The organism is Thermococcus waiotapuensis (genome assembly GCF_055384795.1).
Map to the genome: position 1 here is coordinate 34170 of NZ_AP042429.1, position 13758 is coordinate 47927.

The window sequence follows — 13758 nt, forward strand, 5'->3', positions numbered from 1 at the left end:
TCAACCACCCAGCTTTTCGTACTCCCTTTTCAGGGCTTCATAGTGGGTTCTCTCCACCTCGGAAAGCCTGAGGTAGAGCTCCCTAAGCCTTGGGTCATCCACCTTTTCGGCAAGTGTTCTGTAGGCGTTCATCGCTATGAGCTCGCTCTCCATGGCTGAAGTAATAACCTCCTCCAGCCGGTCAGCCCTCTCGAACTCGCTGAGCAGGGGGAGAACCTCTATAGGCGGTATGTCTCCCCCGGGCTCCCGCGAGTAGGTTTCACGGAAAAGCCTCGTTAGCTCCTTTGCGTGCTTTTCAGAGTCCTTCGAGAGCTTTTTAAAGGTCTCAACAAGGCTCCCGGGAAGGCCGAGGTCTTTGGCGCGTTCGGCAAGCTGGCGATAGAACTCCGCCTCCTCCATTTCGTTCTTTATCCAGTAGGCTAAGGCCTCCCCGTAAGAGAGCCTTGAGAGCCGCTCGATGATTTCCTCAACGTCAATCACCCAGCATCCCCCCGGTCCAGCCAACCGGCTCCACCTCTATGGCCACCACACCGTATTTCTTCTCCTTCTCCTCCGAATAAAACTTCCGGTAGATCTTCACCCCCTCCTCTACATCCTTAACCCCGGGGAGAACGTTCTCGATCCCCTCGCTCTCCAGCATCTCCCTGAAGGAGGAGTAAACCCTGACGTCCTTCACAACGCACATCAGCTTGTCCTCAAAGATTATCGTGTCCCCCGGCTTTATCCCCTGTCTCTTCTCGTCATACAGGCGGCCCTCGATTTTCTTCCTGCCTTCAGCTATCGCCCTTAAATACTCCTCCTGGAGACCCATCCTCCACGTTGCCATGCGATCACCTCACAGCAGGGCCCTGATGATGGACGGGCTTATCTTCAGGAGAGCCGCCAGAAGGCGCGGCTTCTTTGCGAGGGCCCTAAAAGTCCTTAGATGATCATCGAAGTCAGCGTATTCCTCTATTGTCTCAACGGCGTCCTCACTTCCAAGCACCTTGAAAATCTCCTCTATGCCCTCCTGGCTTAGCCCCTTGAAGACCTTCCTCACCCTCAGCCCGAAGGATATCTGGTCCCTGATGGCGGAGCACGAGCGCTCGTAACTTCCGAGGTCGCCTTCAATTATGGCCCGCGCTAAGTGGTGGGCGCATATCGCCCCGAAGACTATCCCTCCGGCCGTGGTTGGCTTTATCTGGAGGGCGGCGTCTCCAACGAGGGCAACGTTGCCAGACACCCACGGCTTCCTCCAGCCGAGGCCGACCGAGCCGGCTTTGAACTCAACTATAGAGGTAGGTTTTAGCCCCCTCCCGGTAAGAAACCGCCTGAAGACCTCGAGCTCCCCAAAAGTCCCAACCCGGGCGATTTCCTCACTCACAGGAGTCACCCAGAAGAAGAATTCAGGATTGAGCTCCCTGTTGATCCATACTTCGGTGAAGTCTCTCCTGAAGTTTCCAACGACCTCGGCTTCGTATCCCTTAAGGAACTCAGCCTCGCTCTTTGCTCCGATTTCCCTGGCAACGGTGCTGGCAAGGCCGTCAGCTCCCACGTAAAAGTCGGCCTCGATTTCAAAGGCCTCATTCAGGTGTTGAAGCCTCGCCTTTCCATCCCTGAAGCCGGTAAAAGTGGTTCCCATGAAGTAGTCCGCACCCTGCTTTATGGCCTCCTTCGCCAGCTCCCTTTCGAGGGTCTTTCTATCGACAACATAAGCCTGGGGGGTCTTTCTCTCGATTTCAAAGCTCTGGATCTTAGAGTAAAAGACCGCCCCCCTGAGCTCGTTTATCACCGCCTCCTCCGGAAAGCCAAGCTCCTCAAAGCTCTCTGCCCCGATTATCCCCGTGCAGGCCTTTCCACCGAAGGAGGGCTTTTTTTCCACAACGGCCACGTCCAGTTTGCGGGCTAAAAGGGTAGCTAGATAGTTGCCAACCGGCCCCCCGCCGATGATCAGAACGTCGTACTTCATCCACACCCCTCGTTTGAGGTAGTTTTTAAAGCCTAAAAACCTAACCTTTTCGGTGGTTAAGATGAAGGTTCTCGTAACAGGCTTCGAGCCCTTCGGCGGCGAAAGCATCAACCCCTCCTGGGAGGCAGTCAAAGCCCTTCCCGGTGAGATAAACGGGGCAGAGATAGTAAAGCATCTCCTGCCCGTGACTTTTAGGGGCGTCAGGGAGGTTCTTCCGAGGCTCATAGTGAAGGAGAGGCCGGACGTTGTGATCCTAACTGGCCAGGCCGGCGGCAGGCCGAACATCACCATCGAGCGCGTCGCGATAAACGTCATGGACAGCAAGATGCCGGACAACGAGGGCTTTGCCCCCGAGGACGAGCCCGTCTTTGAAGGGGCGCCCACGGCTTACTTCGCCACGATCCCGATAAAGGCCATCGTGAAGGCTTTGAGGGAGGAAAAAATACCCGCTGAGGTCTCCAACACCGCGGGAACCTACGTGTGCAACACCGCCATGTTTACCGCCCTCCACACGATAGCGGTAGCGGGTATGGAAACGAGGGCGGGCTTCATACACGTGCCCTTCAGCCACGAGCAGGCCCTCGACAAACCAAGGCCGTCTATGGCGCAGGAGACGATAAACAGGGCGATTAGAAAGGCCGTAGAGGTCTCGATTGAATGGAAGGGATGAATCAGAGCTCGTTGAAGTCTATCTCGTACGAAACGGAGCCGTTGAAGCTCTGGGCTTCCCTAAACCTGGCTATCAAAGCGCTGAGGGCCTCTACAAGTGCCCCCCTTATCTCCCCTATAGTCTTCTCGGCCTCCTCCCTCGTCTGGAGCTCAAAGGGCCGCTCCTTTAGTTCCGAGAGCTTTACCTCATGGCTCTTTATTCTGATAGCCGGATCCACCCCGTGCAGGACTTTCCTGAGCTCCTCGTCGAACTCAAGTTCTCTTACGCGCACCCTGTAGATACCGGAGGGGATGTCATACTCCTTGTCGAAAACAACCCTCATCTTCATGGTATCACCCCTTTGGTTTAGGCTGTTCAGCAGATAACCCTTTCGGTTTGAATGAGCAAACATGGACATTTGGCTAACGTTTTAAAGGGCATGGGGGGAGTTCCCATGAGAGGTGAGGCTTATTCTAATCTTTGGGGTTGACGTAATAGGCGAGAACCCGAAGAGGTTTGCCGTCGTGGGCTGGTTCAACGGAAAGCTTGAGGGAAAGGGGGAGTTCACACTCCACAGGCTAATCCGCTTCATCCAAATTAAGAGGCCCGACATCGTTGCGATTGACAGCGTTACCGAGCTGGGCGAGGATTTGAGGAAGTTCTTACGCTCCCTTCCACCTGGCACGAAGCTCGTCCAGGTAACGGGGAAACCCGGGGAGCAGAAAAGTCTGCAGAGCCTGGCCAAAGAGCATGGGATAAAAACTGCTGACCGCTTCGACCCCTACGAGGAGGCCAGGCTTTCAGCCCTGCTCGCGAGCAAAGGTGTTGGCTATGAGGTCTTAGCTTTCGAGGACGAGGTCATCATAAAGGTAGCCCGCGGGAGGAGCCCCGGGAAAGGCGGCTGGAGTCAGGACCGCTATAGGAAGCGCGTCCACAACCTCGTCCGCGACAAGGTGAGGGAGATAGAGGAGAGGCTGAGGAGAGCGGGTATATCCTTCGACCTCGAGACCGAGGAGAGGGACTACGGGTTAGCGAGGGGTGAGTTCCGCGTTTACGCGAGCAGGGAAGAGCTGGCAGGCCTGGTGAGCCCCATGCACGGCGGGGACGTCGAGGTCAGGATTTACCCCGTGGAGAGGGCCGAGCTCGGCTTTGCACCGCTCAAGGGGGAGGAAGCCATCAGGGAGCGGAGGAGCATTATAGTTGGAATCGACCCAGGGATAACTGTTGGTATAGCGGCCGTAGACCTGAACGGGAGGATAATAGCCCTCCACAGCGAGAGGAACATGCCCGTCGGGGAGGTTTTCAGGTTCATAAGCGAGATCGGGCATCCGGTCATAGTCGCTACGGACGTTTCTCCAGCTCCCGGCTTCGTCGAGAAGATAGCGCGCTCCTTCAAGGCCCAGCTTTTCGTCCCCAGGGAGAGCTTCCGGGTAGAGGAGAAGAACGAGCTTTTGAGGAACCTGGGAATCACTGTAGAGGACGACCACCAGGGGGATGCTCTGGCCGCGGCCTACAAAGCCTACCTCCGCCTTAAACCAAAGCTGGAGCACATAGATGCCCGCCTGAGAGAAGCCGGCCTTTCAAAGAAAGCCGACGAGGTAAAGGCCCTCGTGATACAGGGCTACAACCTCGGCGAGGCTATGCAGATGGTCTCCCTCAGGGAGAGGCCGAAGGTCGAGGAAGAAAGGGAGGACGAGAGAAAAGCCCCAGACCTCGAACCCTACCTCAGGCGCATAAGGGAACTGGAAAGGAGAATCGAGATGCTGGAGAACGAGAACCGCGAGCTGAAAGAAATCATCAGGGAGCAGAGGGAAACGATAGGCAAGCTTGAGAGAAAAATAGCCGACTACGACGAAGAGGTGAGAAAGAAGGTTCTCAGAGAGAAAGAGCTCGAGGCCAAGGTAAAGCGCATAGAGGCACTCGAGAGACAGCTCAGGGAGGCCAAGGTCATCATCGAACGGCTTGGCAGGGACTTAGTGCAGGTCAAGCGCATGAACGTGGTAGAGGCCAGAGGCTCCGCCGTGCCTCTAAAGGTCATGGAAGTGCTGAGCTGGCACGAGCTGGAGAGGATAGAGCGCGAAGTCGGCCTCAGGAAGGGCGACGTGCTCTTTGTAATCAACCCAGCTGGGGCGGGAAGGGCCATAGCCGAAAAACTCGTGGAAAAGGGGATAAGGGCCTTGATAACCGAGAAGCCCATCCCCGGGCCTGTGAAGGCGGTTCTCCGCGAGGCCCACGTCCCGTTCTTTATGGGGGAAGAGCTGGATGTTAAGCGGGTTGATGACTTTGCGGTGGTCGAGAGAAAAACCCTCGAGGATGCAATCGAAAGACTGCTCAGGAAGTGGGAGGAGGAGGACCGCGAAAGAGAAGCCGAAAAGTTCCTCAGGCTGATCGAGGAGTACAGAATTGAAAGGGCAAAGGAGCTGGAGAGAAAAGCCCTCGAGGAAATCGAGAGAAAGCGCGCAAAGGAAACGTAAGGAAACCACCGGACCCTCATACCTCAATCCATGTGAAGTCCCTTGCGACCTCCCCGATAACTCCCGCCTCCCTTACCCTCTTTTCCAGAACCTCGTGGGTGTAGTTGCTGTGGCTTATGTGGGCGATATCCAGCCCCGACTTTCCTGGCCAGCCCTATGGCGTCCTTAACTCCAAGGTGAGTCCCCGGTACTGACTCCCTGTGCGTCATCTCGGCTATTAACAGGTCAACCCCTTCCATCGCTTTTATTGCCCCCTTGTCATCCAGTATCTCCGGCCCCGTGTCGCCCGTCACCGCTATTTTCTTCCCCTTCAGCTCGAAGACGAAGCCGCCGGAGTTCTCTATCGAGCGGTGGACCGTCCTGAAGTGGAACACCCTCATCCCATCGAGCTCAAACCACCCGTTGAAGGGGATGTCATGGTAGCGCCACACCCTGTTACCGGGGGAAGCTCCACCGAGGAAGAGGGAAGCCAGATGCTTTGCCGTCTCAATGCCCTGGCTGTGAGAATACACATCGAGTTCTCCGAAAACCTGAAGCTCAGGGAAGCCGGCTACGTGGTCGAAGTGGGCGTGCGTTATGAAGACCTTCTCCACTTTCCTGTTGAGCCCCACCAGGTGATAGCGCAGATCCGGACTTGGGTCAACGAGGGCCTTCTCGAAATAGAGCGAGAACCTCGTCCTCCCCAGGGTAGGGTTCATTCTCGCCCTTGAGCAGTTCTCACAGCTGCAGAGCGGTTTCGGCGTCCCGCTGTAGGAGCCTGAGCCGAGGACGACCAGATTCATTCCCTCACCTTCCCTCACTCTTCTCAAGGGCCACTAAAAGGGTTCCGGCTATTATGAGGGCGAGCCCGGCTATTTGATAAACCCCGACACTCTCACCGAGGAGGACCATCGAGGCCATAACCGAGAGAACCGGCGAAGGTGTGAGGATTGCCGTGGCCTTCGAGAGGTTTATCCTCGCTATGGAGTAGTACCAGAGGGACTGGGTGAGGGCTATTATGATGCCCTCCGCCAGGGCCAGAGGAGTGAAGGCGAAGCCGGTCTTTAGGGCAGGGATGAGGAGCAAAAGCCCCCCGAAGGTGTTCCTCAGCGCCGCTATCGTCAGGGGAGAATAAGCGGTTCTCTTCGCTATCGCGTGGCCTATCTGCCAGAACAGGGGAGTTAAGAGGAGAAGGACGTCGCCTCCCCCGATGGTCACTCCCTTCCCGCCCGTGACAACGAGGAAAACACCGGAAACGAGGGCGAGGGCGGAGAAGGCACCCCTGGCGGTTATCCTCTCCCCGAGGAAGAGCCATCCTATGAGGAAGGAGTAGAAGACCTCAAAACGGGTCAGTATCGCGGAGTTGATTGCAGTGCTGAGCCTCGTCCCATAGGTGAAGAGGGAATAAGCCACGGCGGTCGCGAATAGACCCGTCAGAAAGGTCTTTTTAATCTCGCCCGGCTTTTTCGGGATTTCCCGGGCCTTTCCCGTTGCGAGCAGTGCCGTCCAGAGGATGGAGGACGCAAAGAGCGACGCGGCTGAGGCAAAGGCAAATGGATTAACCGGACTGGCCTTTATGATGACTGGCTCAATTCCTAAGAGGACTAAGACCACGAAGGCCAGCAGCGTTCCCACGGTTTCCTCCCTCATCGCAATCCCCCCATGCTCCTCCAAAAACTTTAAATTTGCTTCCCCCCATTTCCATCCCATGCGCGGTGGTCGTCTTTGGTCCTGGTGATTGCCCTTTCCTGACCGGCTATTCTGTACTTTCCTCGAAACGGAGGTGCTCTGAATGGAGGACTTTAAAGTTACCCCATGGGAAGTCGATGGTGTAGTGGACTACGACAAGCTGATAGTTGAGTTCGGAACGAGCCCACTCACGGAAGAGCTGATCCAGAAGACCGCCGAGCTGACGAAGAGCGAACTGCCGATATTCTTCAGGAGGCGCTTTTTCTTTTCGCACAGGGACTACGATAAGGTTTTGGCCGACTACGAGAGCGGGAAGGGCTTCTTCCTCTATACGGGCAGGGGCCCGAGCGGGCCAATGCACATAGGCCACATAATACCGTTCTTTGCGACGAAATGGCTCCAAGAGAAGTTCGGGGTGAACCTCTACATCCAGGTAACAGATGACGAGAAGTTCCTCTTCAAGGAGACGCTGGGCTTTGAAGAGACCAAGCACTGGGCCTACGACAACATCCTCGACATAATAGCCGTCGGCTTCGACCCCGATAAGACGTTCATCTTCCAGAACAGCGAGTTCACGAAGATCTACGAGATGGCGATCCCAATAGCCAAGAAAATAAACTTCTCAATGGCCAAGGCAGTTTTCGGATTCAACGAGCAGAGCAAGATCGGGATGATCTTCTATCCGGCCATACAGGCGGCACCGACCTTCTTCGAGAAGAAGCGCTGTCTCATCCCAGCGGCCATAGACCAGGACCCCTACTGGAGGCTCCAGAGGGACTTCGCGGAGAGCCTCGGCTACTACAAGACCGCGGCAATCCACTCCAAGTTCGTGCCAGGCTTAACCAGCCTCGGCGGCAAGATGAGCGCCTCTAAACCGGAAACTGCCGTCTACCTCACGGACGATCCCGAGGAAGCTGGCAAGAAGATATGGAATTTTGCCCTAACGGGCGGAAGGGCCACGGCGAAGGAGCAGAGGGAGAAGGGGGGAGAGCCTGAGAAGTGCGTCGTCTTCAAGTGGTTCGAGATATTCTTCGAGCCGGATGACGAGAAGCTCATGGAGCGCTATAGGGCCTGCAAGGGCGGTGAACTCCTCTGCGGCCAGTGCAAACGCGAGCTGATTGAGCGCGTCCAGGAGTTCCTCAGGGAGCACCAGGAGAGGAGAAAGAAGGCCGAAAAGCAGGTCGAGAAGTTCAAGTACACCGGCGAGTTAGCCAGGGAGCAGTGGGATAGGGCAATTCCTGAGGCACTGAAGGGCTAACCTCTTTCTTCCTTAGTGCCCATTTTTTTGCCAGTTTCCATCCCAAACTTGACCTTAAAAATGTCAGTTTCAACAACGTCCCTCCCCATGGGGATATCCAGGACAGCCCTGAGCTCAAAGGTTCCGTGCCCCATGACAACTGGCCCGCTCCACAGCTTTTCGAGTATCGAGCGGGGCGTAATTGAGTCATAGTGCGAGAACATCACAGTTTTCTCCTCCGGGAGGGTTGAAAAGGTGAAGTCAAAGGTACTCCCCTCCGCAACCTTCCGCCATATACCACTAGAGCCGACCTCAACCCTGACCTTCCGTGCCTTCGAAAGCTCTGCCCAAACGCTGCCGCGCAGGAACTTCCCGTCCCCTCTAAAGCTCACCTGGGCCACCTCCTCGCCTTTACTCAGGCCGAGCTTTCCTTCCCCCTCAACAACCCCCTCATCGGTGAGGACAACTATAAGGGAACCATCGTACCTGCCGCCCCTGATCCTCAGCGCGGGCGCCTCAATGGTCCCGGTGCCGTCCTGACGGAGCTCAACGCGGAAGGGGCCCTCGGGAAGCCTCGCCTCAAGGCCACGACCCTTTTCCTCGACGCTGAACCTTCTCCTGGTGCGGTAGCTCCTGCTACTACCTCTCGAGCTCGTTGTAGTGTGTTCATAGCTCCAGTAGCCCTCGAGGAAGACCCTGCCCAGCTCGTATTCAACTTCCTCGGGAAAAGCCACAGAAGTTTCAGTTAGAGAGGCCTCGTTGAACAGGGACGAGGCTTTCTTCCCGCCGCCAAGGATTCTCGCGCCCGTCCCGAGTATAACCCCCAGAATCAGCAGGGGGACAATGATGAAGGGGAGGACAAACCAGGAGGGCACGAAAGATGATGCCACGCTGAGTATCGAAAGGGACATTATTATGAAAACGACCGTGAAGAGCGCTCCAGCGACCATAACACCCGAGGGATTCCCCTTAACGAGCACCTTTTTCATGGCAACCACCCAACACTTAGGCGGGCATGGGATTTATTACCTTTTCCCCTCGTAGGGAAAAGCTTTAACGCTCCGCGTCCGAAACCCAGTGGTGATACCATGGTAAGGCTTCCATTTAGGGACACGTATTATGAGCTGAGGCCGAGCAAGATAGTGGCCCTGGCTAAAAACTACGCAGAGCACGCCAAGGAGATGGAGAGTGACGTGCCTGAGAAACCCGTCTTCTTCCTGAAACCGCCAAGCGCGCTGATAGGCCCGGGAGAGCCGATAATACTTCCGAGGATGAGCAAGAGGGTCGACCACGAGGTCGAGCTGGCGGTGATAATCGGGAAGCGCGCGAAGCGCGTTCCAGCGGAAAGGGCGATGGACCACATCCTCGGCTACACAGTAATGCTCGACATCACTGCAAGAGACCTTCAGGAGGAGGCGAGGAAAAAGGGTCTCCCCTGGGCGATTTCCAAGGGCTTCGACACCTTTGCTCCTGTTGGCCCGAGGGTAGTTGACAGGAGAGAGTTAAACATTGACGACCTCGAAATCGGCCTCAAGGTGAACGGCCAGCTGAGACAGCTCGGGAGGACGAGCCAGATGGTCTTCAAGGTTCCTGAGCTTGTGGAATACATAAGCTCTGTTATGACGCTCGAGCCGGGCGATATAATAGCGACCGGAACTCCCGCAGGGATCGGCCCGTTGAGGCACGGCGACAGGGTCGAGGCCTGGATAGAGGGCATTGGAAAGGTCGAGTTCGACGTTTTAGCAGAGGATTCGATACTGTGCTGATTCTGTTAGCCAGCTTCACCGGGAGCCACCGCATCCCCTTTTCCTCGTTTTTGACGACGACGGCGTAGTCTCCCGGAAAGGTTGCTTTTCTACGGTTCCCTGGGGTTCAAGGGTAGTTCACGCCAGGGCCTGTGAAAGCCACCGGCCCGGGGAAAAGGATGACCACCGCGGGCTTCCCGTGATAGCCTGATCATGAAAAACAACTTAAAAAAGTTTTCAAATTTCACTCTATCACGTACGTATGCACCATCAGCCCCCCGTGACCGATGAGCCGGTGGTGGAGGATTTTAAACCCGTTCTCCTCTATTGCCTCCTCCATGGCTTTCTTTTCGGTCGTTATGAAGACGCCGCGCTTCTCAAGGACTTTGGCAAGTTCACCAAAGAACCCCATGTAAAGCTCCGGTATCATGCTCCTCCGCCCTATCTTCAGGCCGTAGGGGGGATTGCTAGCCGCGAAATCAACGCTATCAAAGTACTCACCCAACCTCGTCGCGTCGCCGAGGAGGAACTCGATTCTGTCGTGAACTCCAGCTGCTAGGGCGTTCATCTCCGCCCCGAGGAGGTACCTGCGGTACTTTTCGAGGCAGATTATCCTCCCTGGATAGCCCCTCAGGGCGAGCTCGATTGGGATCGTTCCAGAACCGCAGAAGGGGTCAATGAATGAACCCCCATCCGGTTTCACCAGCTCTATGAGAGCGTTCGCTATGCTCGCCTTAAGGTGGGCGGGGTGATCATAGACTCTCCAGGGCCTCCTGTGGAGGGAGGAATCGCCCGTCGTGTCAATCCCGAGGAAAAAGCTCTCACCAACAAGTTCTGCTCGGAAGATTACGGAGGGATGGTCAAGGTTCACCTTGGGCTTCCCGAAGCGCTCCAAACGCTCGAATATAGCTTTTCCAACGGTTTTAGCTATATCAACGCTCGTTATCCTGTGTTCCCCCTTTCTAAAGGGTCTCACGGCGAAGCTTTCGCTCACCTTCACAAAACGCTCCACCGGAAGGGAAGCCACAAAACCCTCGATCCTGCTCAAAGCCTTTTCAGGCTCGTCTTCACAAATTCCCTCAAAGCGCTCGCCCGCGATCTCTACTATAACCCTGTGGAGGAGCCTTGAGCGCTCGTTGAGGTAAGTGGCAACGCTAAGCTCCCTCTCCCTGCCCTTTTCATCCCTGTAGAATGCCTCTCCAACCTCCGCCAGAACGCGGCCTTCGACGCCGAGGGGCTTTTCCTCCACTCGAAACGGAACCCCAAGTTTTGAGAGCAGGTTCTCAACCTCTGCCTTTGCCAAATCTTCGATCCCCTGGGGCGTGGTCAGCAAGAGCCTCATGGCCATCACTCCATTATCGCTATCACGCCCTTCCACTTCCTCCCGAAGCATTCGCTGGCCAAAACATGTTTCCCGGTTAGCTCCTCGAGGAACTTAACCGCTGAGTCACACTTTTTAAATCCCGTCGCTATGCCGACCGTCATCCCCCCGATTTCCCTCACCCCGACGCGCTTCTGGTTGTCCAGCTTTTCCCAAAGTTCCTTCTCATACTTCCACAGGATTCTCCTCGCGTCAAGGAGCAGTTCCTTCTCAATGCCCTCAAGCACATCCTCGAAGTCCCGAACAAAGCCCTTCTCCTTCTCTTCCTCGCTCTCGAAGAGCGTGAAACGGCCCGTCTGCCACTCGCGGAGGAGCCATCTCGCCGTTTCCTCAAGGTCGACCTCGCCACCGGTCTTTATCATTCCGCGTTTTTCGCCAATCCTTCTAAGTACATCCTCTTCACTTTCAAACTCTTCAATTCCAAACTTCTCGGTTATCGCTTCCCTTCTCGTCTCCAGGATGCGGGAGATGAGCTTCAGGGCTGGCTTGATGGGCTCTTCTATCTTGTCCGCCGGAAAGCCGCCCTTGATGACAAGCTCGTCGAAGTCATCTATTGGAACCACACCGGGGCTATCGAGAAGCCATATCCTCCTGCTCAGCCTGATCAGCTGTTTTCCCTTTGTGTAGCCAGGTATCGGCGCCGTTCCAACGGCCCTCTTGCCTTTGAGTGCATTGATTATGGTGCTCTTCCCAACGTTGGGATAACCGATGAGGGCCACCTTAACTCTCTCCTTCTCATCCAGCAGGGGCCTCGCGAGCTTTTTTATCTCATTCCGCAGGATTCCGGTGCCCTTCCTCTCCCTCGCGCTTATGAAGACAACCGGAACCTCGCTCTTCCTCTTGTACTCCTCGGCCCACTCCTTCGGCACTAAATCGGCCTTGTTCATGACTATGAGGAGGGGCTTTCCGCTCTCCTGAATAAGCCTCTCAAGCTTCCTGTTGCGCGTTCCTATTGGGTCCCTGGCGTCGACTACCTCAATGATAAGGTCAGCCTCGTCTATTACTTCCCTCACCACTCTCCAAGCTTTCCTCTGCTTCATCCCCAATCACCGATTACAGTCTCGCCGTCCGTGTGGTCTGCTGGCCCACCGGTTTAATACCCTTTCGGAAGTGAAGGCATAGGACAACGGCGAGGCGAGTGCATGGGTGCATATCGCGTCCGCCTCTCCAATGGCTATTCCAGATGAAAACCCGGCATTTCCCTGAATTTTCACTACGAGAGTCTTAAGCCTTTCCACAGGCCTCACCGAAATCTAAATAAAGTCTGAAGTTCAAGAGACTAAAGGAGAAGGTATAAACCATAACTCTCACGGTGGTGTTCAAAGTGGCCGAGGATATAGAAAGTAAGATTAGACGCCTGAGAGAACTGGGAAAGACCGCTACAGAGCCCGAGACCCCCCCAACGGCCAAGCCTAAACCCGAACCAGGAGCCAGACTTCCGAGAAGGGGAATCGGGAGCCTGAGGGAAAAGGAGAGAAAGAGGAGAATAATCATTGGCGCATCAATCATTATAGCGCTTGTCCTAATTGCATCGTTTGGTGTTTATACTTGGTATTCCAATAAAAAAGCCTCCGAACTTGAAAACGCAAGAGGGGAAAAGCTAAAGCTTCTGGACCAGACGTTTAAACCATTACTGGACAAAGGGTATGGGAGAGAAACGTATTCCCAGTTGAGGACTGAGATACTCCAGGCCAAGTCAAAGGAGGAACTGAACAGGATAGACATAAACGCCGCTTACTCACAGGTTCTGCAGCAATACGAGGCTGACCTGCAGAGACAGAAACAGCTGGAGTTTGAGACGGAGCTAAACAGGACAAAGGAGAAAAAAATACAGGAAATAAACACTCTCTTCCAGCCGCTTCTGGAGCAGAGTGTGTCAACTCCCGTTAGAGGGAAAATCCTCGACGCAAGGAACAGCTTGATCAACCAGGTGGAGAACGCCAATTCCATTGAGGACGTTAACGGAACCAACCCAATTCCGATAGTGGTTTCCCTCTGGCAGGAAGTGTACAAGGACAGGATAAACAGTATGCCCGGAAGTTATGTCATCCTTGAATACAACGGCACACCAATGATGCTCACCAAAACGGAGGCAAAGGGGTACATAACGTCCGTGATGGACCTGAATGAACTTTTGAAGTACAGGGTAAGAAAAGTGGAGTTCGTAAGACTGGCCCTTCTCGTCCCGAAGGAGAGGTTAGTTGGTGGATTCCTTAAGAATGGGGACAAAGTGAGAATATACACAGAGGAAGGAACGATAGCAGACATGGGTTATATTGAAGACATACTCATCCCAGCAACGGCTGGAGTCATTAACCTTAACGAGAACATGCAGAGTGTGTCCGGAAATGTCTCGAACTCCTCCCAGTACTACTACTCCGTAGACCTCGTCCAACTTCTGAGGGCTCTTGCCGCCAACAAGACCAACAACCCAGACGAGCTCATGGCAACGCTTAAAGACTACGGAATAAAGCTGACAAGCCTGGAGAAAGAAACCCAGCTTATGAACATTCCCTATGGTGTTCCATACTTGGTAATCGTAAAAGTTCCGGATATATACGTTCCAAAGATCCTCTACGCTACACAGCGTCAGTACGACTCCCTTACCATAGTGGAGGTACTCGGGTGAGAGGTAGGAGTAGAACCGGGTGAGATT

13 protein-coding genes and 1 pseudogene are annotated in these 13758 nt (G+C 54.9%); 5 read left to right on the top strand and 9 right to left on the bottom strand.

Features of this window, described 5'->3' with window-relative positions; all coding sequences use genetic code 11:
- From ACZ47M_RS00200 to ACZ47M_RS00210, 3 genes are read right to left on the bottom strand one after another with little or no spacing between them, the layout of a single operon-like run.
- Nucleotides 1–480: a ferritin-like domain-containing protein gene (locus ACZ47M_RS00200; protein ID WP_315341214.1), complete on the bottom strand. Its 480-nt coding sequence runs from the start codon at nt 478–480 to the stop codon at nt 1–3.
- Complete coding sequence (locus ACZ47M_RS00205) at nt 473–826, bottom strand: ASCH domain-containing protein (protein ID WP_315341212.1); 354 nt, start codon at nt 824–826, stop codon at nt 473–475. The genes ACZ47M_RS00200 and ACZ47M_RS00205 overlap by 8 nt, the downstream gene beginning before the upstream one ends.
- Nucleotides 827–835: 9 nt before the next feature.
- Complete coding sequence (locus ACZ47M_RS00210) at nt 836–1948, bottom strand: NAD(P)/FAD-dependent oxidoreductase (RefSeq protein ID WP_315341209.1); 1113 nt, start codon at nt 1946–1948, stop codon at nt 836–838.
- Nucleotides 1949–2009: 61 nt separating this feature from the next.
- Between ACZ47M_RS00210 and pcp the strand changes: the two genes are divergently transcribed.
- Nucleotides 2010–2618, top strand: a complete 609-nt coding sequence (pcp, locus tag ACZ47M_RS00215; protein WP_315341207.1) for a pyroglutamyl-peptidase I — start codon at nt 2010–2012, stop codon at nt 2616–2618.
- A 1-nt stretch (nt 2619) separates the two neighbouring features.
- Here pcp and ACZ47M_RS00220 read toward each other — a convergent pair whose 3' ends face one another.
- Complete coding sequence (locus ACZ47M_RS00220) at nt 2620–2946, bottom strand: hypothetical protein (protein WP_315341205.1); 327 nt, start codon at nt 2944–2946, stop codon at nt 2620–2622.
- Between the two features lie 112 nt (nt 2947–3058).
- On the opposite strand from ACZ47M_RS00220, the gene ACZ47M_RS00225 reads away from it, so the two are divergent.
- Nucleotides 3059–5071 (top strand): DUF460 domain-containing protein, encoded by a 2013-nt coding sequence (locus ACZ47M_RS00225; RefSeq protein WP_315341204.1) that lies wholly within the window; start codon nt 3059–3061, stop codon nt 5069–5071.
- 16 nt (nt 5072–5087) lie between these two features.
- Here the strand turns inward: ACZ47M_RS00225 and ACZ47M_RS00230 are convergent.
- A pseudogene (locus tag ACZ47M_RS00230) lies at nt 5088–5853 on the bottom strand (MBL fold metallo-hydrolase).
- Nucleotides 5854–5857: 4 nt separating this feature from the next.
- The gene (locus tag ACZ47M_RS00235; RefSeq protein WP_315341201.1) at nt 5858–6700 is read right to left on the bottom strand and encodes a DMT family transporter; all 843 of its coding nucleotides are present in this window, start codon (nt 6698–6700) and stop codon (nt 5858–5860) included.
- A 142-nt stretch (nt 6701–6842) separates the two neighbouring features.
- Here ACZ47M_RS00235 and ACZ47M_RS00240 point away from each other — a divergent pair, with 142 nt between their 5' ends.
- Entirely contained in the window at nt 6843–7997 is a 1155-nt protein-coding gene (locus tag ACZ47M_RS00240) for a tryptophan--tRNA ligase (protein ID WP_315341199.1), read from the top strand.
- Here ACZ47M_RS00240 and ACZ47M_RS00245 read toward each other — a convergent pair.
- Complete coding sequence (locus tag ACZ47M_RS00245; RefSeq protein WP_315342135.1) at nt 7994–8965, bottom strand: hypothetical protein; 972 nt, start codon at nt 8963–8965, stop codon at nt 7994–7996. The two genes, ACZ47M_RS00240 and ACZ47M_RS00245, sit on opposite strands and share 4 nt — an antisense overlap.
- 99 nt (nt 8966–9064) lie before the next feature.
- Here ACZ47M_RS00245 and ACZ47M_RS00250 point away from each other — a divergent pair, with 99 nt between their 5' ends.
- Nucleotides 9065–9742, top strand: coding sequence for a fumarylacetoacetate hydrolase family protein (locus tag ACZ47M_RS00250; protein ID WP_315341196.1), 678 nt, complete (start codon nt 9065–9067; stop codon nt 9740–9742).
- A gap of 223 nt (nt 9743–9965) precedes the next feature.
- On the opposite strand, the gene trm14 is transcribed toward ACZ47M_RS00250, so the two are convergent.
- Both trm14 and ACZ47M_RS00260 read right to left on the bottom strand, forming a co-directional pair.
- Nucleotides 9966–11063, bottom strand: a complete 1098-nt coding sequence (gene trm14 / locus ACZ47M_RS00255; RefSeq protein WP_315342132.1) for a tRNA (guanine(6)-N2)-methyltransferase — start codon at nt 11061–11063, stop codon at nt 9966–9968.
- Nucleotides 11064–11068: 5 nt separating this feature from the next.
- Nucleotides 11069–12142, bottom strand: coding sequence for a GTPase (locus ACZ47M_RS00260; protein WP_315341192.1), 1074 nt, complete (start codon nt 12140–12142; stop codon nt 11069–11071).
- Between the two features lie 284 nt (nt 12143–12426).
- Here ACZ47M_RS00260 and ACZ47M_RS00265 point away from each other — a divergent pair, with 284 nt between their 5' ends.
- Complete coding sequence (locus ACZ47M_RS00265; protein WP_315341190.1) at nt 12427–13731, top strand: DUF515 domain-containing protein; 1305 nt, start codon at nt 12427–12429, stop codon at nt 13729–13731.
- Nucleotides 13732–13758 lie beyond the last annotated feature (27 nt).